18 protein-coding genes and 5 riboswitches are annotated in these 24,471 nt (G+C 34.5%); of the genes, 13 read left to right on the top strand and 5 right to left on the bottom strand.

Translation table 11 applies throughout. The annotated features are described in order from the left end of the window. Window positions 1-50: 50 nt before the first annotated feature. Together BLP68_RS01035 and BLP68_RS01030 are read left to right on the top strand one after the other, a co-directional pair. Window positions 51-1,280, top strand: a complete 1,230-nt coding sequence (locus BLP68_RS01035) for a hypothetical protein (RefSeq protein WP_091538953.1) — start codon at window positions 51-53, stop codon at window positions 1,278-1,280. A 139-nt stretch (window positions 1,281-1,419) separates the two neighbouring features. Continuing rightward, on the top strand, window positions 1,420-2,424 hold the full coding sequence (locus BLP68_RS01030; RefSeq protein WP_091538951.1) for a sodium:calcium antiporter: 1,005 nt from the start codon (window positions 1,420-1,422) through the stop codon (window positions 2,422-2,424). 4 nt (window positions 2,425-2,428) lie between these two features. Here BLP68_RS01030 and BLP68_RS01025 read toward each other — a convergent pair whose 3' ends face one another. The 3 genes from BLP68_RS01025 to BLP68_RS01015 form a co-directional block, all read right to left on the bottom strand. Then, window positions 2,429-2,866 (bottom strand): rhodanese-like domain-containing protein, encoded by a 438-nt coding sequence (locus BLP68_RS01025; protein ID WP_091538949.1) that lies wholly within the window; start codon window positions 2,864-2,866, stop codon window positions 2,429-2,431. A gap of 71 nt (window positions 2,867-2,937) precedes the next feature. After that, on the bottom strand, window positions 2,938-3,387 hold the full coding sequence (locus tag BLP68_RS01020; RefSeq protein WP_091538946.1) for a sporulation membrane protein YtrI: 450 nt from the start codon (window positions 3,385-3,387) through the stop codon (window positions 2,938-2,940). After that, the gene (locus tag BLP68_RS01015) at window positions 3,384-3,713 is read right to left on the bottom strand and encodes a YtrH family sporulation protein (RefSeq protein WP_091538944.1); all 330 of its coding nucleotides are present in this window, start codon (window positions 3,711-3,713) and stop codon (window positions 3,384-3,386) included. Before BLP68_RS01015 ends, BLP68_RS01020 begins: the two co-directional genes overlap by 4 nt. A gap of 237 nt (window positions 3,714-3,950) precedes the next feature. On the opposite strand from BLP68_RS01015, the gene BLP68_RS01010 reads away from it, so the two are divergent. Next, entirely contained in the window at window positions 3,951-4,331 is a 381-nt protein-coding gene (locus tag BLP68_RS01010; protein WP_091538942.1) for a hypothetical protein, read from the top strand. Window positions 4,332-4,405: 74 nt separating this feature from the next. On the opposite strand, the gene BLP68_RS01005 is transcribed toward BLP68_RS01010, so the two are convergent. Continuing rightward, a complete protein-coding gene (locus BLP68_RS01005) occupies window positions 4,406-4,870 on the bottom strand; it encodes a DUF3189 family protein (protein ID WP_091538940.1) in 465 nt (154 codons plus the stop codon). A 370-nt stretch (window positions 4,871-5,240) separates the two neighbouring features. Between BLP68_RS01005 and BLP68_RS01000 the strand changes: the two genes are divergently transcribed. The 7 genes from BLP68_RS01000 to BLP68_RS00970 all read left to right on the top strand — a co-directional run bounded on the left by BLP68_RS01000 (window position 5,241) and on the right by BLP68_RS00970 (window position 15,830). Continuing rightward, window positions 5,241-6,785 (top strand): AbgT family transporter, encoded by a 1,545-nt coding sequence (locus BLP68_RS01000; RefSeq protein WP_091538937.1) that lies wholly within the window; start codon window positions 5,241-5,243, stop codon window positions 6,783-6,785. Window positions 6,786-7,182: 397 nt separating this feature from the next. Continuing rightward, on the top strand, window positions 7,183-8,298 hold the full coding sequence (locus BLP68_RS00995; protein WP_091538935.1) for a M20/M25/M40 family metallo-hydrolase: 1,116 nt from the start codon (window positions 7,183-7,185) through the stop codon (window positions 8,296-8,298). 213 nt (window positions 8,299-8,511) lie between these two features. Further along, on the top strand, window positions 8,512-9,984 hold the full coding sequence (locus tag BLP68_RS00990; RefSeq protein ID WP_091538932.1) for an aminotransferase class I/II-fold pyridoxal phosphate-dependent enzyme: 1,473 nt from the start codon (window positions 8,512-8,514) through the stop codon (window positions 9,982-9,984). A gap of 270 nt (window positions 9,985-10,254) precedes the next feature. After that, window positions 10,255-11,205, top strand: a complete 951-nt coding sequence (locus BLP68_RS00985; RefSeq protein WP_091538929.1) for an AAA family ATPase — start codon at window positions 10,255-10,257, stop codon at window positions 11,203-11,205. Continuing rightward, window positions 11,195-12,412 carry a DUF58 domain-containing protein gene (locus tag BLP68_RS00980; protein ID WP_091538927.1) on the top strand — a complete coding sequence of 406 codons (1,218 nt, stop codon included), beginning with the start codon at window positions 11,195-11,197 and terminating at the stop codon, window positions 12,410-12,412. Before BLP68_RS00985 ends, BLP68_RS00980 begins: the two co-directional genes overlap by 11 nt. Next, the gene (locus tag BLP68_RS00975) at window positions 12,396-14,663 is read left to right on the top strand and encodes a DUF4129 domain-containing transglutaminase family protein (protein ID WP_176758806.1); all 2,268 of its coding nucleotides are present in this window, start codon (window positions 12,396-12,398) and stop codon (window positions 14,661-14,663) included. Before BLP68_RS00980 ends, BLP68_RS00975 begins: the two co-directional genes overlap by 17 nt. A 162-nt stretch (window positions 14,664-14,825) precedes the next feature. Beyond that, the gene (locus BLP68_RS00970; protein WP_091538922.1) at window positions 14,826-15,830 is read left to right on the top strand and encodes an LCP family protein; all 1,005 of its coding nucleotides are present in this window, start codon (window positions 14,826-14,828) and stop codon (window positions 15,828-15,830) included. A 188-nt stretch (window positions 15,831-16,018) separates the two neighbouring features. Here the strand turns inward: BLP68_RS00970 and murC are convergent, their stop codons facing one another. Then, window positions 16,019-17,416, bottom strand: a complete 1,398-nt coding sequence (gene murC / locus BLP68_RS00965; RefSeq protein WP_091538920.1) for a UDP-N-acetylmuramate--L-alanine ligase — start codon at window positions 17,414-17,416, stop codon at window positions 16,019-16,021. A gap of 515 nt (window positions 17,417-17,931) precedes the next feature. Continuing rightward, window positions 17,932-18,012, top strand: a riboswitch (cyclic di-GMP riboswitch). A 189-nt stretch (window positions 18,013-18,201) separates the two neighbouring features. Continuing rightward, window positions 18,202-18,285: riboswitch (cyclic di-GMP riboswitch) on the top strand. 34 nt (window positions 18,286-18,319) lie between these two features. Between murC and BLP68_RS00960 the strand changes: the two genes are divergently transcribed. The 3 genes from BLP68_RS00960 (at window position 18,320) to BLP68_RS00950 (ending at window position 24,310) form a co-directional block, all read left to right on the top strand. Next, window positions 18,320-22,102 (top strand): Ig-like domain-containing protein, encoded by a 3,783-nt coding sequence (locus tag BLP68_RS00960; RefSeq protein WP_091538917.1) that lies wholly within the window; start codon window positions 18,320-18,322, stop codon window positions 22,100-22,102. A 193-nt stretch (window positions 22,103-22,295) separates the two neighbouring features. After that, window positions 22,296-22,958, top strand: coding sequence for a class D sortase (locus tag BLP68_RS00955; RefSeq protein ID WP_176758805.1), 663 nt, complete (start codon window positions 22,296-22,298; stop codon window positions 22,956-22,958). Window positions 22,959-23,126: 168 nt separating this feature from the next. Beyond that, window positions 23,127-23,208: riboswitch (cyclic di-GMP riboswitch) on the top strand. Between the two features lie 61 nt (window positions 23,209-23,269). Beyond that, window positions 23,270-23,351: riboswitch (cyclic di-GMP riboswitch) on the top strand. Window positions 23,352-23,410: 59 nt separating this feature from the next. After that, window positions 23,411-23,492: riboswitch (cyclic di-GMP riboswitch) on the top strand. Between the two features lie 14 nt (window positions 23,493-23,506). Then, complete coding sequence (locus tag BLP68_RS00950; protein ID WP_091538913.1) at window positions 23,507-24,310, top strand: transglutaminase-like domain-containing protein; 804 nt, start codon at window positions 23,507-23,509, stop codon at window positions 24,308-24,310. Window positions 24,311-24,471 lie beyond the last annotated feature (161 nt).

Below are 24,471 nucleotides of genomic sequence, written 5' to 3'. Positions count from 1 at the left end.
CAGAATATCTAATTTTTAAAGGACAATGAAAAGCAAAGGGGGGAGAAAACATGCAAAGAAGATATAGGAGATTTTTTGTCATACTTGAAGGTGAAGATACTACTTTCGAAAAATCAAAGCTTGGTGGTCTTAAAGGATATGCAAAGGTTGAAATAAGCAATGAGAAAGGTACTATGGCATTATACTGTCAAAATCTAAAGTCAACTGAAGGAAAAGACATGCGATATCGATGGTATTTAATTAATGCAAAAGGGGACAAAGAACCAAACATCGTAGATATCGGACCTATGGAGATAGATGGTAACGGTAAAGGTGAAATGCAGTGGGAATTCAACGCAGAGAATGTAAAGGCCTCAGGAGAAGCTATAGACCAGTTTAATTTACTGGTATTACTTGCAGAAACAATTGGACAGAATAAGGTCTTAGAAGCACCGCTGGTGGGATACATAGATAAAGAAAAAATAAATTGGAAGTCAATGATAGAGGGTAAGCTGTTTGGTTCTTTTAAAAAGTCAGAATCTGCTGTTAGCTTTAATGAAAAAGCTAAAGGGAATGAAACTACCTCTATTAAGGTTGAAGAAACTATACAAGAAAAAGAAGAACCAGAGAAAAAACCAGTAATAGGGGCAAAAGAACCTGTAGACAAAGAATCAAGCAAAGAAGAAATAGAGGAGTCAACACCACAGGCTAGCTATTCTTTTGAAGAGGATAAATTAGAGTCGGAAACAATTGCAGAGCCTAATAAAAGTGAATCATTTGATAATACATATAAAAAAGAAGAACCAGCTAATGATCCTTTTGGAGAAAAAAATCTCTTGAAATCATTACAGGGATATATTGAGAGTACATTAAAAATGTTTCCAAAGGTTAATCCATTTGACAATAATCTTGCAGGCTATCAATGGTGGCAAATTTATTACAATTATCAAACGATATATAGAAGCTATATGCCCTTTATTGCTTATATTGAAGGGATAAATCAAACCTCCAATTACTATCCATATCAACAGCCTTCAGAGTACCATCGACAAATATATCTATATCAGCATTATATTTTTGGTATTGTATATGACCAAGAGAATATTGCAAAATATTATGTTTATGGTATACCGGGTAGAAAAATAAATCAAGAGCAGCCATATAAAGGCTCAACAGGATTTACATACTGGCATCCATGTAGAGTGGAAAGTAATGATAACAATGCCAGTGGATACTGGCTTCTACACATCGATGTAAAAACCGGTAAAGTAGCTACACCATTGGCGAAAACAGAAATATAGTAGATTCCATATAAAAACCGTTACTTAAAAAATAACTAAGTAACGGTTTTTATATTTATCCTATTTTTTTCGCTTTCTTTAATTAGATATGTTTTTTTAGGAACACTATTATATATACTATTTAAAGAGAGGGATAACATTGACATATACATACTTATTATTTTTATTTAGTGGGATACTGGTGGTTTTTTCAGGTGTAAAGCTGTCGGAGTATGGCGATGTGATAGCCTCGAAGACCTCCCTCGGTTATGGATTTGTTGGTGGTATATTAATGGCAGGGGCAACATCTCTACCAGAATTTGTAACCAGCATATCCTCAGCCCTTATGGATGCACCAGATATCGCCATTGGAAATGCATTTGGTAGTAATATTTTTAATTTAATGATACTTGCATTAGTTGATATACTTCATAATCAAGGAAGATTTTTAGACAAGGTTAAAACAAACCATATACTGGCAGGAATGTTTGGAATTTTGATGTCTGCAATAGGCGCAATGTCTATCTTAGCTTCTCAAATTGGCGGAATAGATATACAATTGGGATGGATAAGCTTAAGTAGTCTACTTATTTTTTTCATATACATTTTAGGAGCCATATTAATACTACGTTATGAAAGTAAGACGAAACAAGTCCAAATTGATGACGTAGAAGAAGGTACAGAAGGATCAGGAGTGAGTCTTAAGAAAGCCATAATTGGATTTGGGTTTGCATCTGCTATAATAATTTGGGCAGGAATAAATTTAGCCTATACAGGAGATGTAATTGCAGAGGCAACTGGTTTAGGACGGACCTTTGTAGGTACTCTATTAATTGCAGCCACAACATCTCTGCCAGAATTAGTTGCCTCCATATCAGCTATTAAACTAGGTGCATATGACATGGCTGTTGGAAATGTACTGGGTAGTAATATTTTTAATATGCTAATGATAACAGTAACAGATCTAGTTTATTACAAAGAGTCAATCTTTAATGTAATAAGCATACAACACACAATAACAGCAATGGCAGGAATAATCCTGAGCTCCATTGCTGTTATTGGACTCTTTTATAGAAGCAAACGAACTTTTTTAACTATTGGCTGGGACTCAGTCTTTATACTTTCATCATACTTATTGACTGTTTATCTTCTATATATTATATAACCTTCTATTTTTTAATTTCATAGGGCCACTTTTTATAACCTCCTACTAGAGAAAATACCCTGGGGTAACCGGATTCAGCCATTATTTTTGATGCCTTTGCACTATCTTTACCTGTATTGCAATAGATGAGATAAGTATTTCTATAATCAAGTTCATCTAATTGTCCCCTTAAGTTCTTATAAGGAATGGCTATAGCATCCTTGATATGACCTTTATCATAGTCTTTTTTATCGCGAACATCTAATATTACTACTTCAGGATTATTACTCATTAGAAGTTGCGCTTCTTCGGGTAATATCTGGCTATAGGTATATTTTAATTGTAGACTGCTTACAGTCTTATCTTTTGTAAATTGCCATAATAGTATTAAGCCCAAAATAACTACTATCAAGATTGCAGCAAGAATATAAAGATTGCGTTTTTTAAATACATAAATTCGCATGTTTTCACCCCTTAAACATAATAAACTACTAATATAATATATTGGCAAGTAAGTATGTTTATTACAGGGTATTAAGAATCTATTACCCGTGCATTAACAGAAATATTAATTGTTTCGCTAATAATTAGATAATTTATAGATAAATTTATATTTTTATTCTCTATCTCAACAATACGATTATTAAGTATCTTATAAATCATTTCGCCATCAATATCAGCCAACTCTTTACCTACCAGATCCGATAAAAAAAATCTAATGTTATCTTCTATCATATCCTTCAGTAATAGATTTCCTTCAAAATTAAGATGGATTTTTATATCCTTTACAAAAACTGTATTGTTTTTTTTGATGCTATCATTTAAACGCTCCAATTTAATGTCTTTATCGATTATTTGGTTAGTTAGCTGATGCTGTACCCGATAAAGTCTGTCTAGAGTGTGCATTTGAAATAAGTTCATTGTAGCTAAGCCTAAAAGAAATCCTAAGCCCATAAAAGCTATTAAACTATAGGGGCGCTTCATAAAGGTCCACTACTTTCTAAATAATAGATAAGCCTATATCCGATGTGGGCACCCAATAAAGCACTTAATATATAAATAACCTGTTTTACTAACCCCCTAATTTCTCCGTTAAAAATACCTATTTCAAGCACCTTAAAAGATGGAAATGTTCCGCCTAAGGCAACAATAATAGCCCATATTTTGATTTTTTCGCATAAATCTAGCATAGTTTTTAAAGGAGGATGCCCGTTAAAGGTAGCTGCAATTCCGCCAAATAAGCAACCGCCTATCATTACCCCTAATGATATAAAAAAGTTATAAAGTATATTTTGATAAAAAGCAAGCATGAAACGACCTCCTTCAAACAAATATTTATGATACATTGATTAACTATAATTTCTGCTTTGTAGACTTCGCTCAATTTATTAATTCAACATACAACATTTAACATTAAACATTTCTTTGTCTTTATCAATGGTTGCTTTATATTGAGTATATGAAAAAAACTAAACCTACATGATTAAATGGTTGCACAAAAATCATCATTGCATAAAATAAAGCAAAGGAAAGGAGGTTGTTAAATTATGCACTGCTATCCATATTGGGGAATGCCAGATATGTATATGGATTTTTATGAAGATCATTCGGGATTAACAGATATGTATCCTGATGTTTATAGGAGGGTATATCCAAGAGTTAGAGAAATATGTCATCATATGGACGTTCCAACTAATCCAAGGATGTATCCACAAGTAGATCCGAGAATGATAGAAGAAATGGTGGGTCAAATATATGAGATGGAGATGAGTCAGCCATATGCTCAGCAATTTAGAGGAGTCTTTAGAGATCTTATAACTATATTGGTTCTTAGGGAATTAATAGGTAGAAGAAGGCGCTATCCACGTAGAGGATATGGTCCTGGGGTTGGCTATGGCCCCATCGGAGGTTATCCAGGATTTTTTTAATGAAATTCTTAACAAAATAAGTAATGATAATGAGTCAGAATTTTTTCTGACTCATTATCATTACTGGTGAAATATCAGTTTTTATTTGCAGTCATTATTCTTGTCCTATCCAAGATACTAATTATTTTACTATGTTGTCTTCTAGCTCCTGCTGTCAATAATCTTACACCAACAGAGCGAAGAAAAGAAATACCCATGAACAAATTACCTAAAACAAAATAGGAATCAACAATTGGAGTTGTATCTACTAGGTATACATTTTTCTTATCCACCTTATGCAGCTCAAAAACCGATAGGAGTGCTGGAATAATAATTGTTTCAGCTGAAGCAGTGTTCAACAGAAAAACTTGATTTTTATTTTCATCAATACCAAGAAAGACAAGTCTACCAATAGCTTGCCTTTCGATACTATATAGATTATATATTCCATTATCATCTAAAAGCTGATTCACTTGATTATGATTGAATCCATTAATGTGGATTTTTGTAGCAAGAGAACCAACTATTGATCTACCAGTTCCATGATAAATTACGTACATTAGGACCTCCTGCGAAGTAAAATTTATTTAATTATTTTAAACATAACCTTCGATATTATTCATCCTCCTATTTTAGCCTTATTAACAGATTAAGTATTTAATATTAATATATTCAACTACTTACAATATTTACATAAACAATTTGTACTTCCAGCATTCCAAAAAACAACTATATGCTGATTCAGTAATATCAACACATTTAGATTAATGGATATTTTTGTGATAATTAATATTTATCTCTAGTAAGGCATTTGGCAAAAATAGTTAGCCTTTTCAATGTTGACCAAACAATACTTGTTTTATATACTAAAACCTGTGTCTTAATATTTATTATTATATGATAACAATTCGCAGAAAGGGAGGACGACAAATGAGTGTTAGTGTAAAGAAAAATAAAAACGGACTTTTTAATAAGTTTCTTAACTTCATTGAAGTAGTTGGTAATAAACTACCTCATCCAGTTACGCTATTTGCCATATTTAGTCTTGCTGTCATAGTAATTTCAGCTATAGCTGCGGCTTTAGGTCTTGAAGTTCAATATGAGAGAATGGTGGATGGAGAAGCAACAATGGTAACTGTTACAGCAGTAAGTCTATTGACTGCTGCAGGAATTAGACAAATTTTCTCTGAGGCAGTTAAAAACTTTACTGGCTTTGCCCCATTAGGAACTGTATTAGTTGCTATGTTAGGAGTAGGGGTTGCCGAAGGAACTGGTTTAGTACAAGCAGCTCTAAGAAAGCTTGTATTAAGTACACCAAGAAGGCTAATTACAGCAGTAGTTGTATTTGCTGGTATTATGTCTAACGTAGCTTCCGATGCTGGTTACGTTGTTTTAGTGCCACTTGGAGCCTTGGTATTTTTAAGCTTTAAGCGTCATCCATTGGCTGGTTTAGCTGCTGCCTTTGCAGGTGTTTCTGGAGGATTCAGTGCTAACCTAATGATTAGTACACTTGATCCATTACTTGGAGGTATTAGTCAGCAATCAGCTCAATTAATTCAACCAGAATATTTAGTACAACCGACAGCTAACTGGTACTTCATGATTGCTTCTACCTTTTTAATTACAATTATTGGTACAATTGTTACAGAAAAAATTGTTGAACCAAGACTTGGAGCATATGAAGGAGATAGTGTAGCAGAAATCACAAGTATTAGTAAAAACGAATCAAGAGGTCTAATTTGGGCAGGTTTATCATTATTAGCCTTTGTTGGCGTAATGATGGCATTAACAGTACCATCAAATGCTATTTTAAGAAGTGAAGCAGGAGAATTATTAAAAGACTCTGCCTTTATGGCTGGACTTGTACCAATTATTGCAGCTGCATTCTTAATTCCTGGTGTTGCCTATGGTATAGCATCTGGAACCGTTAAGAGTGATAAAGATGTTGCAAGTTTTATGGGTAAGGCCATGTCATCTATGGGTGGATATTTAGTACTTGCCTTCGTTGCAGCACAATTTGTTAAATACTTTGAATGGTCAAACCTTGGTACAATATTAGCTGTTAATGGAGCAGAGCTTCTTAAGGCAACAAACATGACTGGTATACCAATGTTAATTGGATTTATAATCGTTGCAGGATTCATAAACCTATTTATTGGTAGTGCTTCAGCTAAGTGGGCTATAATGGCACCTGTATTTGTACCAATGCTAATGCAAATTGGTTATACACCAGAGTTCACACAATTAGCCTACAGAATAGGTGACTCTACAACAAATATAATAAGTCCATTAATGTCATACTTTGCAGTTATAGTAGCCTTCGCACAAAAATATGATAAGAAAACAGGTATTGGTACTCTTATCTCAGCCATGATACCATACTCAATTATGTTCTTAATAGGATGGATACTTCTATTTGTTCTATGGTTTGCTCTAAACTTACCATTAGGACCAGGAGCATTTATTCAAATGTAATTTTAATAACAAATAAATGGTGAAATGCCTCATTTTAAAAAATGCAGGCATTTCTTTTTGTTATTTAATAGGAAAGTCCTACTTTCCTATTAAATTCGGGGTTGTTAAGGGGGCGAGCCCCCTTATGATTAATGAGGAGGATACAGCGAAGCGTCCTAAGGAACGCAGGGGTTCCTTTGGAAAACAAAAGCATTTTATCTATTGGATTTAATGCATGAAATGCTTTTGTTCAATTGGGTATATGTAAGATTGATAGGCTTTGCAATCTATAAGAAAAGTGTAGAAGGCTTTTCCTTGTCTACAACAGATGTACATTTACATTTTACTATTATTTATATTATATTATAATAGAATAGAAGGCATAATAAAATTTAATTACATATAGGAGGTATTATACATGGTGAATAGGGATCGGATAGTAAATGAATTTTTAGAGCTGGTTCAAATTGATAGTCTATCGGGTAAAGAAGGGAAAATTTCCAAGGTATTAGCTGAAAAGCTAAAAAAATTAGGACTTGAAGTAACTATTGATAACTCAGGAGAAAAAGTTGGTGGAGAGACGGGAAATGTTATTGGTAGGCTAAAGGGCAAAAAAAATGGACCAACAATTCTTTTTAGCTGCCATATGGATACTGTAAAGCCTGGTGAAGGAGTGAAGCCCATCATAAAGGATGAAGTTATATATAGTGATGGAACTACAATTCTGGGTGGAGATAATAAAGCGGGAATTGCCGCTGTACTAGAGGGAATAAGATTAGCCAAAGAAAATAATATTGAGCACTCTGACGTTGAAGTGATTTTTAGTATCTGGGAGGAAGGCGGGCTTTTTGGTGCTAAGAATTTAGATTATAGCAAAGTTAATGCCCAATATGGCTTTGTACTTGATAGTGGAGGGTCACCAGGAGAAATTGTTGTGGTTGGACCTGCTCAAGACAAGGTAAATGCCAAAATTATTGGGAAACCAGCCCATGCAGGGGTTGCTCCTGAAGAGGGAGTAAGTGCCATTATGATTGCTGCTCGAGCCATTGATAGAATGAAGCTTTTAAGAATAGATGAAGAAACCACCGCAAATATCGGTGTTATAACTGGTGGAGAAGCTACAAATATTGTTACGCCAGAGGTTTTGTTAAAGGGTGAATCAAGAAGTATAAATGAAGAAAAGTTAAATGCACAAACTAAGCATATGGTGGAAACATTGCAAAAAGCAGCAGAAGAACTTGGTGGAAAAATTGAACCTGATGTTGAAAGAATGTACCCTGCCTTTAATATTGATGTAAATGATGAAATAGTACTTAAAACTAAGGAAATCTTCAATAGAATGGGAATAGATTCATATACCACATCTACAGGTGGTGGAAGCGATACTAATATATTTAATGGAAACGGAATAAAAGCCATTAACCTTGGAATCGGTGAGAAAAAACCCCATACCTTAGAAGAGCATTTACATATTAAAGATTTAACCAACAGCGGTAGAATGGTATTTGAGTTAATTAAAATATTTGGAGAATAGTATAGACATATAAACAATCTGGCACTATGTGTCAGATTGTTATTTTTATAAAACCCTTGCATTTTAAGTGAAAATGTTCTTTAATATATTAGGTGATAATTTCATCATCTAATATATTAAAGATTTTAATTAATAATTTCGGGTAAGTAGTTGATAATAAAGGTATGTAATTATAATTAACTATACTTATCTTCTTCAGAGAGGGGTGGTATCATGTCTTATAGCTTAAATCAAAATCAAACGCCGTTATTTACAGCATTAAAGAATTACCATGAAAGAAAAGTAATTCCCTTTGATGTACCAGGCCACAAGCATGGTAAGGGGTTAAAGGAGTTTACTGATTTTGTAGGTAGCACAGTTATGGAAATAGATGTAAACGCCATGAAATGTCTAGACAACATATGTAATCCTATAGGGGTTATTAAAGAAGCTGAAGAATTGGCGGCCTATGCCTTCGGGGCAGATCATGGATTCTTTTTGGTGAACGGTACCACATCTGGTGTACAGGCCATGATTATGAGCGCCTGTCAGCCTGGAGATAAAATAATACTGCCAAGGAATGCTCATAAATCAGCCATAGCTGGAATCATATTAAGTGGTGCAATTCCAATTTATATACAACCAGAGGTTAATGAAAGTCTTGGAATAGCAATGGGGGTTTCAGTGGAAAGCATTGAGTCAACCATAGGAAGACATCCCGATGCTAAAGCAATATTCATTATTAACCCAACCTATTATGGTGCAACCTCCAATATTAAGGAGATAGTTCGAATAGCTCATCGAAATGCAATGGCAGTATTGGTAGATGAAGCCCACGGAGCACATATTGGATTCCACCATGAATTTCCAATGAGCGCCATGGAGCTGGGGGCAGACATGAGTGCAGTTAGCCTTCATAAGACAGGTGGGTCCCTAACCCAAAGCTCTCTACTATTATTACGAGAAGGAATAATTGACCCATTTACCGTTAAAAAAAATCTTAACCTTATGCAAACCACCAGTGGTTCCTATTTATTAATGGCAAGTTTAGATGTGGCTAGAAAGCAGCTGGTGGTAGATGGAGAAGAATTGCTTGAAGAGGTTTTAAAGCTGTCCCGAGAAGCAAGAAGACAAATAAATGAGATAGATGGATTATATGCCTTTGGTAAAGAATTAATTGGAACTCCAGGAGTTCATGACTTTGATGAATCAAAGCTAAGCGTAGATGTAAGGAAGCTTGGGCTTACAGGCTTTGAAGTATATGATCTTTTAAGGGACCAGTATAATATACAGGTAGAATTGGCGGATTACTACAACATAATGGCAATAGTTAGCTTAGGAGATACAGAAGAAGCTTTAAATGCATTGGTAAATGCTTTAGCTGACATAGCCATGAAGCATAGAAGAAATGAAGAATTAAAAGTCATCCATAATATATTAAAAAATCCTGACCTAATAGTGTCACCACGGGATGCCTACTACAGCAGCAAACGAGTGATAAAGCTGGAGGATGCTGAGGGAGAAATAAGTGGAGAATCTATTATGGCTTATCCCCCCGGAATACCAGTAGTCTCTCCTGGGGAAAGAATAACTAAAGAAATGATAGAGCATATATTAATGCTAAAGGAAGAAGAGACATTAGTACAGGGAACAGAAGATCCCTATACCGATTATGTTAGAGTTTTAGGATTAAGTCATCAAAGATAAATAGCAAACAAAATTAATAATATACAGCTTAATAATAAAGTGTGAGCCCATTTGATTTTTGAGGGCTCTTTTGTTTTGGGTATTATTAACTAGATGTGGTATCTTATTTAACAATTTGTAATATTCAAAATAGTTTGAAGGAGTTAAGGAATAAAGCTTTAATATATATAATAAGAATTTTGTAATATAAGAGCAGACTACTATCAGCAGATTTAATTATTAACACATTAAAAAGTAGCTCCAAGTCCATAAAGAGGAGAGATGAAAAATATGAGTACAAGAGAACAGGCTGTAAAAATATTAGAAAATATGAAGAGGGTAATAATAGGAAAGGACGATGTTCTTGAAAAGGTATTAATTTGTCTTTTAGCAAGGGGGCACTTATTGATTGAAGATGTACCTGGGGTTGGAAAGACCACTATGGTTAAAACCTTAGCCAAGAGCGTTAACCTATCATATAGTCGAATGCAGTTCACTCCAGATATGATGCCTTCAGATATTACTGGTATAACACTTTATAACAAGACAGAAGAAAGATTTATGTTTAAGAAAGGCCCTATCTTTAATCAGATAATCCTTGCCGACGAAATCAACAGAACTTCTCCAAAGACTCAAGCAAGTTTATTACAAGCTATGGAAGAAGGCGAGGTATCCATAGATGAAGAAACCTATCAGCTTAAAAAGCCCTTTATGGTATTAGCCACACAAAATCCAATTGAATATCAAGGAACATTTCCATTGCCAGAGGCACAATTGGACCGATTCTTAATGAGGGTATCTCTAGGTTATCCTGGAGTTATAGAAGAAAAAGAAATAATTGTAAATTATAAAGAGAGCAAGTCCTTAAATAAGATATCAGCTGTAGCTTCAGAGGAAGACATTGTTAGAATGCAGGATGAGGTTGATGAAGTACATGTTCATGAAGATATCCTACACTATATTGTTGGAATTTCCAATGCCAGCCGCAGCCATAGTGACATTCATCTAGGAGCAAGTCCAAGGGTATCAATCGACTTGTATAGAGGAGCTAGGGCATTGGCTTTTGTCAGAGGAAGAGACTATGTAATTCCTGATGATGTTAAAGAGATAGTACCATATGTTTTGGGCCACAGACTAATTCTATCTGCTGAGGCTCGAATAGAAGGAAGAAGGGTAGAAGATATCATTAAGGATGTATTGAAGCGAGTTCATGTACCGGTGGTGAGTGCTATTGAAGGCTAAAGCCCTTATAATATTAGTTGGATGCCCTATACTCCTATCAGTTTTATTAATAGGCGGGCGAGTACCATATTTTCTTTTTTATTTATATTTAGCTACAATAGCTATACCTGCTATTCATGGGTATATTGGTAAGCTATTCCTAAGGGGAACAGTATATCTTCCAGAGAAAGAGCTAATGACTGGTGAAGAAATCAAGATAAAATATAACTTTGAAAACAATTTACCATTTTCTTATCCTAGGCTAGAGTTTGAGAACAATATAGCATTTAGATTAACGGGAGTTAAGGCAAAGAAGAAGGTTTTTTACTTAATGACCAAGGAAGAATATAGAGATGAAACAGCAGTGGTCTGTAGACGTAGAGGACATTATAGGGTTGGTGAAATGAACCTTATTATCAAAGATATTTTTAATCTATTTGAATTCAATAAAAAAATATTAGCACCAATCTCCCTAAAGGTATATCCCAAAATTGTGCCTTTGAATTATTTTAAAATATTAGCTAGTCAGCAGATGGGGGAGCTAATAGTAAAAGAGCCAACCTTTCAAGATTACTCAGCCGTTTCAGATTTGCGAACCTATCAAGAGGGTGATTCTGTCAAAAGAATACACTGGAAGGCTTCCTCAAAGCAAGAAGAACTAATGGTTAAAAACTTTGAACTCCGAGGCGATACAGAAGTTGTTATTATTTTAAATAATCATTCTCATGATTATTTAGAGGATACAGATAATTGGATTGAGGATACAGGAGTTGAAGTTGCACTTTCTATAATCGACTATTGCCTTAAACGTAACATGCAGGTTTCTCTATTTTTCGGCAGTGATTCAGAAAGAACACATGTTAAAGGAGATAGTTCAGTTTACTTAAAGAATTTCATGGAAGCGTTAGTCGAGTTTTCTCCCATGGGGAATCAACCCTTTTCCAATCAAATTGAGAAACTAGCTTCAGGTGTTAGACAGGGCTCATCCCTACTAATTATAACCCCTGTGTTAACTAAAAACACAGGAGCGCAAGGTATACAATTAAAGATGAAAAACTACAATCCTAGCTACATCGTTATTGGAGATGAAATTAATAGCCCAAGAATATGGAATGAAAATAAAAATATTAGTAAAAAGTTAGAGTCGGAAGGAATCCCATTGTATATAATAAACGGCAAACAGGATATTCGGGATGTACTGGGAGGAAAATATGAAAAAGGAGCTTAATGTTAACCAAAAATTCAATTATACTTTAGTATATTTACTAATGGTTTTTACACTTGCTTATACTATAAGCAATGTCTTAGGTATAGCCACAGTTGGAATAGGCAAGCTTATTATTTCAGTGATGGTTGGTACTGCTGTTCAGCTTTTGTTTTTTTTCCCATTTGCGTTTTATGTACTTCTTTTTGTAGGCTTTTTAACCTTTTTAGCTCTCAATTATTATAGACCAGATGTTGTATTTGGAGTAGTCGATTGGTTATTTAACTTTGTAGACAACGTTTGGAGCTATATGAGGGGCTACGAAACTATACTACCTCAACATACTACTCCATTATGGATAATTCTTATCGGGTTAATTAGTATATATACACTTATTATAGTTTTTAAGGCTAAGAAAATAGCAATGCTTCTACCAGTATATATAGGGGTATTCATCTATTATTGGTATAACTATGTAGATGCAGCATACATAATGATGATAGTTTTCTTTTTCCTGTATATTCTTTTATACGGTATGGAAAAATATCTTTTCGCCAGTCAAAGCTGGAGGGAAGAAAATGCTACTGTAATAGATGAAATATTTCAACCGTGGATAAAGATTAGTATGAGCTATGGACTTTTAATAATTATGATAGCTTCTTTTTTACCAAAGGGAGATAGTCTAATACAGTGGTATTGGCTAGAAGATAAAGTAGCACAGCATTTTCCGGCAATATCAGACTTAAGAAATGATATTATGTATAGTAGAGGAATGGCACAGGGACAGCTATTTGATTTTTCTCAAACTGGATTTCAGGATCAGCCAGGTCAGCTGGGAGGGCCAGTAGAATTAAAGGATCAGTTAGTTATGAAGGTAAAGGCACCTCAGCCAATGTATCTAAGAGGAAATGTAAAAACCCTATATCAGGATAATAATTGGTGGTTTGGTGAAAGAGAAGAACTGCTATTTAGTAATATCCTGCCAAGAGAGGTCTTCCTAGGAAAAGAAGTGAGTATAGAAATAACAAACTTAAACTTTGCCTCCTATACCTTGTTTAGTCCCTATCAGCCAATAGAAGTTAGTATAGATAATAGAAGTAAAATGTGGATTGATAGAAATTATCAAATAACTCTACAGGGTGCCAGATATAAGAATGAAAGCTATAAAGTCAAAGCAATTATCCCTACAACAGACATAGAAATAGGACATGAGAATATACGTGCATCAAATATTCATAGTCAGTTTTTGCAGATTCCGGAGGATTTCCCCACCAGCATATCAGACTTAGCACAAAGAATAACTAGATCGGGACAAACACCCCACCAGAAGGCGCTATTACTTGAAGACTTTCTAAGAAATAATTTTACATATAGCCTTGAAGTACCCCATACTCCTTTAAATAAAGACTTTATAGAATACTTCCTCTTCCAGTCGAAGGAAGGGTATTGTACCTACTTTGCCTCATCGATGGCAATGATGCTTAGAACATTGGAAATACCATCAAGATATATAGAGGGGTTTAGAATGTTTGAAACCACAGAAGATGGATATTATGAGGTTAGGCAGAGAAATGCCCATGCCTGGGTAGAAGCCTATTTTGATTCTGTTGGCTGGGTTACATTTGAGCCAACCCCAGCATTTACCCCACCACAACAGCCACAGGCAGACTTGACAGCTTTAGCCGCCTCAGGAAATAACAGTGTTTATGTAGATGAAATGGATCAACTATTACAACAGATGGAAAACTCAAGGGGGGAAGCAGCATACTATAACCCAGAAGCCTCGTGGGAGGGCAATGCTGTAACCTCAGAAGACCCAGATATAGGAATATGGAATAAGCTTAAACATCTGTTACCCATTATAATAATTATTTTGCTATTTGGTATATTACCCATTAGAGCGGCCTATATGTATTTTAGTATAAACAAATATATTGAAAAATTAAAGAACAAAGATACTAAAGGAATATACTTATATAAAAATATATTAGAATTAATAAAGGTTTTAGGTTATCCGATAGGTACTGGTGAGACCCCCAGCGAGTATGCCAGAAGGGTAAATGTGAATGTGTATGTACCTAAACAAGATTTAAGGGAAATATCAAATCTTTATTTATCTGCAAAATATAGTAATACTGACCTCGATGAAATAGACAAACAAAAAATAATGGAATATTTTATATATATTGATAAAAAAACCCGTTACCAACTAGGATATTGGAGATACTTATATATAAAATATGTAAAGGGTTCATTATTTACTATATATTATTAATTGTTTCAAACTAGTAACATTTTCTATCCTTCTATAGATTTAATAAAAAGAATTTGTTAAAATATAAAGTAGTGTAGAATAATGCTATATTTATTCATTTGATATTTAGCTTATATATAAACAGTTCTTTTGATGTTAAAGATATAGACAGGAAGTGACATAATGAAAATTTTTATAAAGATTTTTACCATTGCTTTTCTATGCTTTTTTATCCTTTTTAGTGGATTAGTATGGAGCTTCAATTATTACATGAAGGATAACCATGATGGAAGTGGAATTGTGGTGCGGGCAGAAGAGGAAGATATGGATAATCTAGAGCCTGAAGACATAGACATTTTGATGCAATTGGTAGATGAAAGCTCTAGAATAAACTTTATTTTGCTTGGCTTAGAAGGATTTAGGAGTGACACAATGATGTTCATTTCCTTCGATCCAGATGATAAGCAAATGGACATAGTATCCATTCCAAGAGATACATACTACCCTAGAGTTGGATATGATGGACCTGGAAAGAAGAAGTTCAACGCTGTTTATGGAGACCATGGAGCGGCTGGAGTAAAAACAGCTGTAAGTGATTTGCTGTTGAATGTTCCAGTAGATCATTATGTTACAGTGACATATAGTGGTGCCGAAGCAATTATAAATTCAATTGGCGGAGTACCTGTTTACATATCTCATTTAATGGATTACGAGGACCCCTACGATGATCCACCTTTAAAAATCTATTTTGAACCAGGAAATCACCTTTTAAATGGTAAAGATGGAGTCAAATTCCTCAGATACCGTAAAGCTACTCCAGGGAGTGGTGGGTTATCCTATGCCGATGGGGATCTTGGTAGAATTAGAGCACAACAGGAGTTCATGAAAAATGCTATAAAAAAAACCATGAGCTTGCGATTGCCTTCAGTTGTTACAACCACCTTCAGATTCGTCAGAACCGACATAGATCTACAGGATGCAATTATTTATGCAACAATGGCAGTGGGTATGGAATTGGAAAATGTTAATATGGTTATGCTGCCAGGAGTAGCTAGGTATCAAGGCGGCACATCATATTTTTTCCATGATTTGCAAGAGACAAGGGATTTGCTCCTTCAGATCTATGGCTATGAAGAGGAAGAAACTGAAGAAGATGTAGAGGAAGAAATTATAAGTATAGAAGACTAGCAGATTAACAAAAAGATAAAAAAGGGTTTAGTTATATATATATGTCTGGATATTAACAATCAAAGAAAAGGGCTGAACTGGGGGAGTTCAGCCCTTTTCTGTTTGTGAAAATGGATAGGGGAGTTGGGGGTTATGTTTATTAATAGTTTACCCTTCGCCCCTTTAATTAAACAGAAATTATTATAATTTTATTTTATTCCATTACCATTCTCCTTTTCCAACAAACCCTCACCAATCTTATATACATCCCCTGCTCCCATTGTTAAAACCAAGTCCTGTGGTTGAAGGTTATCATAAAGATGATTAACTATATCGTGAAAATTCTTCATGTACTTAGCATCAGGGTGACTCATAAGCTCTACCATTTTACTACTATGTATTTTCCCTTCATCAAGCTCCCGGGCAGCATAAATATCAGTTATAATAACATGATCAGCATCATCGAAGGATTTAGCAAACTCTGTTAATAGAGCCTGAGTTCTCGTATAGGTATGGGGTTGGAATATACACCAGATGTTTCTATGGGGATAATTCTTAGCGGCTTCCAATGTGGCTCTAATTTCTGCAGGATGATGGGCATAATCGTCTATTATTTTAGCGCCATTAACCTCCCCTAGCAGATCAAAACGTCGATGAATACCCTTATATATAGATATATGCTTACATATATCCTCCGGGGAAACACCTAAAACATGGGCAGTAGCTATTGAAGCCAGAGAATTATATATATTATGGTATCCCGGAACACTTAATTGGAAATAACCATAGGTTTCACCCTCAAATATCACTCTAAAGCTTGGAAATCCATCAGTATTGAATTTAATATCAGTTGCCGTAAAATGACTTTTTTCCCATAAACCATAAGTTATAATATTACACTTAATATGTGGAAAAAGCTCTTTAACATTTGCATCATCATTATTAGCAATTAAAAAGCCTTCGTTTGGAATCTTTAGGGCAAATTTTTTAAAGGCTTCTTTAATATGATCTATATTCTTAAAATAGTCCAAGTGGTCTTCATCAATATTTAATATTACCCCAATAAATGGATGAAACTTAAGAAAGCTCTCTACATACTCACAGGCTTCAGTAATAAAATGAGGACTTGCGCCAATTTTTATATTGCCTCCAATCTCATCTAGCTCACCTCCTACTAGAATAGTTGGGTCTAAGCCTGAATATTCTAATATTAAAGATATTAAAGATGTTGTAGTTGTTTTGCCGTGACTACCTGAAACAGCTATGGCCTTCTTGTACTTCTTCATAATACTACCTAACATTTCAGCTCTATCAATTTCGGGTATATTAAGCTCCTTAGCCCTAACTCGCTCAGGATTATTATCTTTGATAGCAGCGGTGTAGACTATAAGGTCAGGATTATGAATATTCTCGGCGCTATGGCCAATAAATATTTCTGCCCCATGGTTCCTTAGCTTTTCCAATAGATTAGAATCCTTGATGTCAGACCCACTAACACGATAGCCATGCTTAAGAAGAATTTCTGCAATGGCACTCATACTAATCCCACCGATACCAACAAGGTGTATATGATAAATTTCATGCAACGATAAATCGAAGGAAAACACATTATTCACTCCTCTAACAAAATATGTATTAATTAGTTTTGCCAATAATAGGTATTATATTACTATTATGAAATTATACTTACTTATGAGATATTTTGTAAAAATCCATAATTAAGTGGTATGATTTTCAAATATTCATAAAATCCATAAATTACAAATAAACTATCTATAAATATTATGAAACTCTATTATGTATAATAACATAAATAAACAATAAATACACTATAGATGTATATTTTTTACATGCAACTAGATGACATCAAGCTTAAAATAAAATCAAAATATAGATGTAAAAGGCAAACCAGTCGAAAGGTTAGGAAAAGTTCCTTTCATCAATTAGATTGGCCACATGATTTTTATGGTTCAGATAAATGTAATAATATTTTATTTAATTGCAATAGTAAATTGAACTGTTTTTTAACTGTAAAAAAATATAAGAATATAGTTTACATATGAATTTTCATGTTGTATAATTAATGAACAAAACAGAAAATTCTGAAAATTAGAAACTTTTCACAGGAAAGTGGCAAACTGCTGGAAACGGTAGAACGCAAAGCTAAGAGCCTAATCTTAAGAATGGTAGCCTAGCCACTAAGGGAAGGTTTTTTTTCGCTGTAGCTTCGACTCCTAGTCTTTGGAGTCTTTAGTAGATACATAATTAAAAAAATAAGCAGTCACTAAAGGTAGACATATAAATTGACTTATAGTGATTTTTTAGTGATGCCTCAAACATGTGGAGGGGGGGTCTTTGGAAAAAGCATAAATATAAGTAGGTATCAGGGGAATAAAAGAAAGGGAGCAATGAAGTGTATTTATCATTTGGGCACTTTAAATGCATGGAGCAAGTAGTGCAACCGACCTTTCTTTAAACTAATTATGTTTAAAGAAAGGAGAAAACGAAAAATGAAAAAAGTAACAAAAGCAGGTCGATTTCTACTGGTATTTCTTTTAGTCACTACATTGGTACTTGGAAGCAGCCTTGCAGCAGTAGTAGCAACTGAAGGTCTGTTAGAAGGAAGGGAAGCAGAAGAAAAAATCGAGGAATTAGAGGTAGATGAAGAAGTAGATGAAGAAGTAGATGAAGAAGTAGATGAAGAAGTGGATGAAGAGGTAGACGAAGAAGTAGATGAAGAAGTAGACGAAGAAGCAGATGAAGAAGTAGACGAAGAAGTAGATGAAGAAGTAGATGAAGAAGTGGATGAAGAGGTAGACGAAGAAGTAGATGAAGAAGTAGACGAAGAAGTAGATGAAGAAGTAGACGAAGAGGTAGACCAAGAGTTAGAGGATATATTTTTTATGGCACCAATGGCAATTGTGGATGACGATGCTGGAAATTATATCGAACTAACTTTAACCCGTATCAAGGCGGTTGATGGTAATTGGAACAATATAAAACACGTAAATACCTTAAATGCTGGAGAAGACTACATTGTTGAGTATAAAGTAGAAAATATAAGTTCTGGTTTGTTTAAGAAAACACTTTATAATGTAGAATTTACAGCTGGTGCACATTGGCAAGATATTGGAACCCTAAATACTAGTAACAATAAGTCTTATACAGGTACTTATCAATTTACTGCTTTAGAGGGCAACAATACATTGGTTAATACTGCTACTGGTGAAAGATCATCTGCTATATTTTGGACAAAAACTGAATCATCTGAAGTTCCATTTAGCTACTACGGAGAATCACTAACAGTTCCAGTTACAGGAGTCAGTATTCCTGAAGGTAATCAGTCAATTGTACAGAGTGGTAGTTTACAATTTACAGCCGTCGTTACACCTGAGAATGCAACAAATAGAGCTGTAAATTGGGCGTCAGATGCTCCGGCTGTAGCTACAGTAGATGCAAACGGCCTTGTTGCAGCGTTGGCAGTTGGCGAAGCTGAAATAACGGTAACAACTGTAGATGGAGGTTTCTCAGACACAGTGACAGTAACAGTAACACCAATATTGGTAACAGGAATTACTGTTACAGCAGTAGGTGGCGTAGTAGAAGGTGAAACCCTTCAAATGTTGGCAGATGTACTACCAACTAATGCTGCTGACAGAAGCGTGACCTGGGTTGTTCAAAATGGAACAGGAGCAGCAACCATTGATGAAGATGGGTTATTAACAGCAGTAAGTGCGGGAACTGTAATCGTAACTGCAACAGCAAATGATGGGTCTGGAATAAGTGGAAGTTTGGAAATCACTATAGATCCATTAATCTATGAAGTAACCTTTATAATTGAAGACTACCAAGAAAATCGATTAGGAAATGCAGCAATAAGCATCAATAATACTGTAATCTATACTAATTCTGATGGTATAGCGACTATTGATCTAATCGATGGTGATTACAACTATACTGTAACAAAAAATGGATTCCATAATGCTGAGGGATCAGTAACCGTTAATGGAAAAGCTGTAGATGTGCTAGTAATGATGCTGGATACAGTAGTTGATATTTCGAAAGGTTATCTAAAATTAGAATTATTACAAATTTCCACTGATGATGGTGGTTGGACAAATGTCAATAATGGTCTAGAATTAACTGCCGGCAATCAATATACTGTAAAGTATAAGGTGGAAAACACCCATAATCCTAGCCTAACATCTTGGTTTGTACATATTATAAACATTAAGCTAAATGTAAATGATGGAGCAATTGTCAAGAATAAAAGCATAGAGGATCTCCATAGCTGGTTTACAGCTGTTAGGACAGGTGAGTATACCTTTACTGCAGAAGAAGGTACAAACATTACAATAAATAATTCAGTAACAGGCAAAAGAAAATGGGTTGGAGGAACTCAATCATCAAGTGTATCCTTCTGGTATAAGGGAATTCGTAGTACTGTTGAAGGAGGAACAAATGAGGGAGTAATACCTGAATATGTAGACGGAAATCCCCACTGTACAGTAGGCAAGTCATTTAAGATTGATAAAATAGAGGGTAAGGTTTTTGACGGTGAGTACCAAGTATTCGATGGAGAGACCAACGTAAATATCTATGAAGCACCTGAAAGTGTCACTGTAAACGGGGTTATTTCAATTACTCAATCTTCACAGTTCCAATTTGATTGGGCGGCAGTTGAAGGTGTAAAAGTTACGAAAGTAATTGTAAAGGCAAGTAATGGAGCCTATATTTATGATTACTCTGACACTAATTTCAGCAGTGATGGTGGTTTGTATTCACCTAAAACAGAGGGTAATACCGGTAATCAAGCAAAAATTAGTCATGTTATCTTCTGTTATGAGATAGTTGAAACACCACCAACTCCAACTACCGGGACGATATCCTTTAAAAAGGAATTTGTCGATGGTGAATTCGACGAAGGAGATCAATTCTTTGTATATATTTTAAATGCTGCAAACATTGCAATGTTTGGATATGGTGGCATTTCACCAGTTGAATTAGCCATAGGTGACTTTACAGAGTCTCTTGTATTAGAAGAAGGTGACTATGTAATAGGGGAAACTTATGATGCAGAAAAGTATAGATTTATAAGCTTTACAGTCAATGGTGAAGTACTAGAATCCAATACTTTTGGAGAATATATTATAACTATTGACTCAGATAATCCATTACAGGTTATAGTAACAAACGAACTATTAAAATCACCACCACCACCACCAGCTACTGGGACGATATCCTTTAAAAAGGAATTTGTAGATGATGAATTTGACGAAGGAGACCAGTTTTTCATCAATATTTCAAAAGCTGCAATGGTTCCAATGATTAGAAATGGTGGTATTGCACCCGTTGAATTAATCATAGGCGACTTTACAAAGCCTCTTGAGTTAGACGAAGGTGTCTATGTAATAAGGGAAGCATATGATGCAGAAAAGTATAAATTTGCAAGCTTTACAGTCAATGGCGAAGTACTAGAATCCAATACATTTGGTGAATATATTATAACCATTGATTCAGATAACCCATTACAGGTTATAGTAACAAACGAACTATTAGAACCGACACCACCAACACCAGAACCTGCTGTCGTTATCTTTAAAAAGGTTATTGAAAACTCCAGTGATGAAGATTTTAAAGTTCAATTTACCATTAATGTACAAAAGGTGGGCAGCACTCAAATATCTGGAACTCCGACTTCACTTGAATTTAATGGTTCCACTATTTTATCTCCAGGAGAATATTTGATTTGGGAGGCTGAAGCTAATGGATATAAATTTGTTAGCTTTACCAAAGAGGGTGTAGAACTACTACCAGAAATGGGGGCATTTTCAGGGCCAAGCAAATACTTACTCTCTGTTGAAGCTGAAGAAATAGTGGAGATTATTGTTAAAAATAAAAAAATAGCTGATCCAGTAATTCCACCAGTAGGTCCACCAACACCACCAACACCTTCTACACCATCAGAAGATGATACAACAGATAGAACAGTGGTTGAAACACCTGTAACCACTCAAGCTACAACAGAAGAGGTTGTGGAAGAAGAGGAAATTATTGAAGACCAAGATATACCATTGGGTACAGTTGAAGTAGTTGAAGTGGTTGAAGTGGTTGAAGAGGAAACTGTAGATTTAGATGAAGTTGTAGAAGAAGAGGAAGAAGAAGTAATACTTGAAGAAGAAATTCCATTAGCCACATCTTCACTACCAAAGACTGGTGAAACAGCCCCATATATCTTCTATGGATTAGGAATCCTTATAGTAGCAATCGGAGCTAAGTTTAGAAAAGAGTAGTACTTAATTTAAAAAGGTAACCGGAAGCTTTTCGGTTACCTTTTTAATAACGTTAAATTTTATATGTGCTTAATCTACATTGATGGTGGTATAAAGAAAATACATATAGTAATATATCAATAAGGGTAAACCCATAAAAAATGATTAGTTTGACCTTAAAACCATAATTTCAATGATTTTGGAGTTGTTTACTATGAAAAAAGCAATATCGACACTACTTATTATTATAGGAATTGCTATTTTTTTGTATCCCTTTATTGATAGGGGATTTACAAGGTATATGCAAAACAAAGCCATGAAGGAATATGAAAGAATACTTCTTCAAGCTGAATTAACAGAAACTTCAGCCATGACTCAAGATTTTATAGATCTACAGGGCCTCCTGGAAAATGAAATGAGAGAGCTTATGGAGACCCAACCAGAGACTGAGGAGGAAGAAGTTAAAAAACCAAAGCAAACCATATTACCAATAGGCATATTAAAGATTGATAAAATCAAACTTAATTTACCTATACTGGAAGGAACTTCGGAGCTGAATCTTAAAATAGGAGCGGGGTGGCTTAGGGCAACAACTCCAATAGGAGAAGTGGGGAATACAGCGTTGGCAGCCCATAGAAGTCATACCTATGGAAGGTTTTTCAATCGACTAGATGAAATTGAAATTGGAGATGAAATAATTGTTGAAAAAGACAATAAAACCTATAAGTATATAGTTTATAAAACCGATTTAGTATTGCCGGAGGATACCTCGGTGTTAAATAGAAATCAAAAAGACAAGATATTAACATTAATAACCTGTCACCCAATAGATACGGCAACCCATAGATTAATTGTGCATGCAATATTAAATGAATAACCTTAAAATAACCACCCTTTTTGCTTATAGCTTTTATATCTCTTCAAATTCTTTTAAATACATAATAATTTATTAGAAAATTGTAAAAAAATAATTTACTTTGTAATACTTGTAGTATATAATAAATATACATATATTTCGCATAACAGGAAAAATATGAAACTTTTTATACGATAAAGGCAAACCACTGGAAATGGTGGGACGCAAAGCTAAAGGGCCTAATCGAAAGAATGGCAGCCTGGCCACCGAAGGAAAAGTTTTTGTTTTTGAAAAATTAAATTGTATATCAGTGAAAGTATCTGTAAACTTTTCACCGATAAAGGCAAACCAGTTGAAAGGCTGGGACGCAAAGCTAAAGGGCCTAATCGAAAGAATGGCAGCCTGGCCACCGAAGGGAGAGTTTTTGTTTTTGAAAAATTAAATTATATCAGTGAAAGTATCTATAAACTTTTCACCGATAAAGGCAAACCAGTTGAAAGGCTGGGACGCAAAGCTAAAGGGCCTAATCGAAAGAATGGCAGCCTAGCCACCGAAGGGAGAGTTTTATTATGAGAAAAATATTATCAATAATATTGATTTCTATATTAGTTATTTCTGCTACTGTTTTACCCTATGGATTAGATTCTCAAATATCAATATTAGAAGACAGTGTTGATATGGGAACAGTAGGAATTTACTTTAACGGCAACATTGAAAGTAGAGTTCGATTACTTGTTGAAAAGGATGGGACAAGATATAGCTACAATCTATACGAAAACGATGATGTACAGATATTTCCATTACAAATGGGTAATGGCAGTTATACTGTAAGAGTTATGGAAAACACAGAGGGAAACAAGTATAAGACACTATTAAGCAAAGAAATTAATGTGAATCTTGATGATTATACAGTGACATACTTAAATTCTATTCAAGAAATAAATTGGAGCAGTACAGATAATGCAATTTTAAAAGCTAATGAACTAACAAAAGGAATGAATAACGATGCAGATAAGCTAGAAGCTATTTATGAATACGTAGTTAATAACATAAAGTACGACTATGACAAGGTAAGCAATTTAACGGTCTTTTATCTGCCAGATATAGATGAAACCCTAGAAAGTGGACAAGGTATATGCTATGATTACGCATCATTACTTGCAGCAATGCTAAGAGGCGTTGGAGTTCCAACAAAAATGGTTAAAGGATACTCTGACTTGATTCCAAACGAATACCACGCTTGGAACGAAGTATTAATTAATGGTCAATGGAAAACCATCGACACTACATATGATGCAGCATATGTACAAAATAACAAAAATGTGGACATGTATAAATTAGCTTCAGAATATAACGGAGAAAAAATATACTAAAAAGAGTAAAATGAAAAATGTATAATCAAAAATTATAGAATTATAGATTTTAATTGGGAATTTGGTAAACAAATTCCTTTTTGATTTCTCATTTTCCATTCTCAAATACCAAACTGATTTTTGCCATTGTATATAACATAAAAAACGAATAAAATATAAAT

Origin of the sequence: Alkaliphilus peptidifermentans DSM 18978 (assembly GCF_900101495.1) — a bacterium.
GTDB classification, from domain to species: domain Bacteria; phylum Bacillota; class Clostridia; order Peptostreptococcales; family Natronincolaceae; genus Alkaliphilus_C; species Alkaliphilus_C peptidifermentans.
The sequence above is the reverse complement of the archived record's forward strand: the minus strand, read 5'-3'. Positions and strand labels throughout refer to the sequence as shown.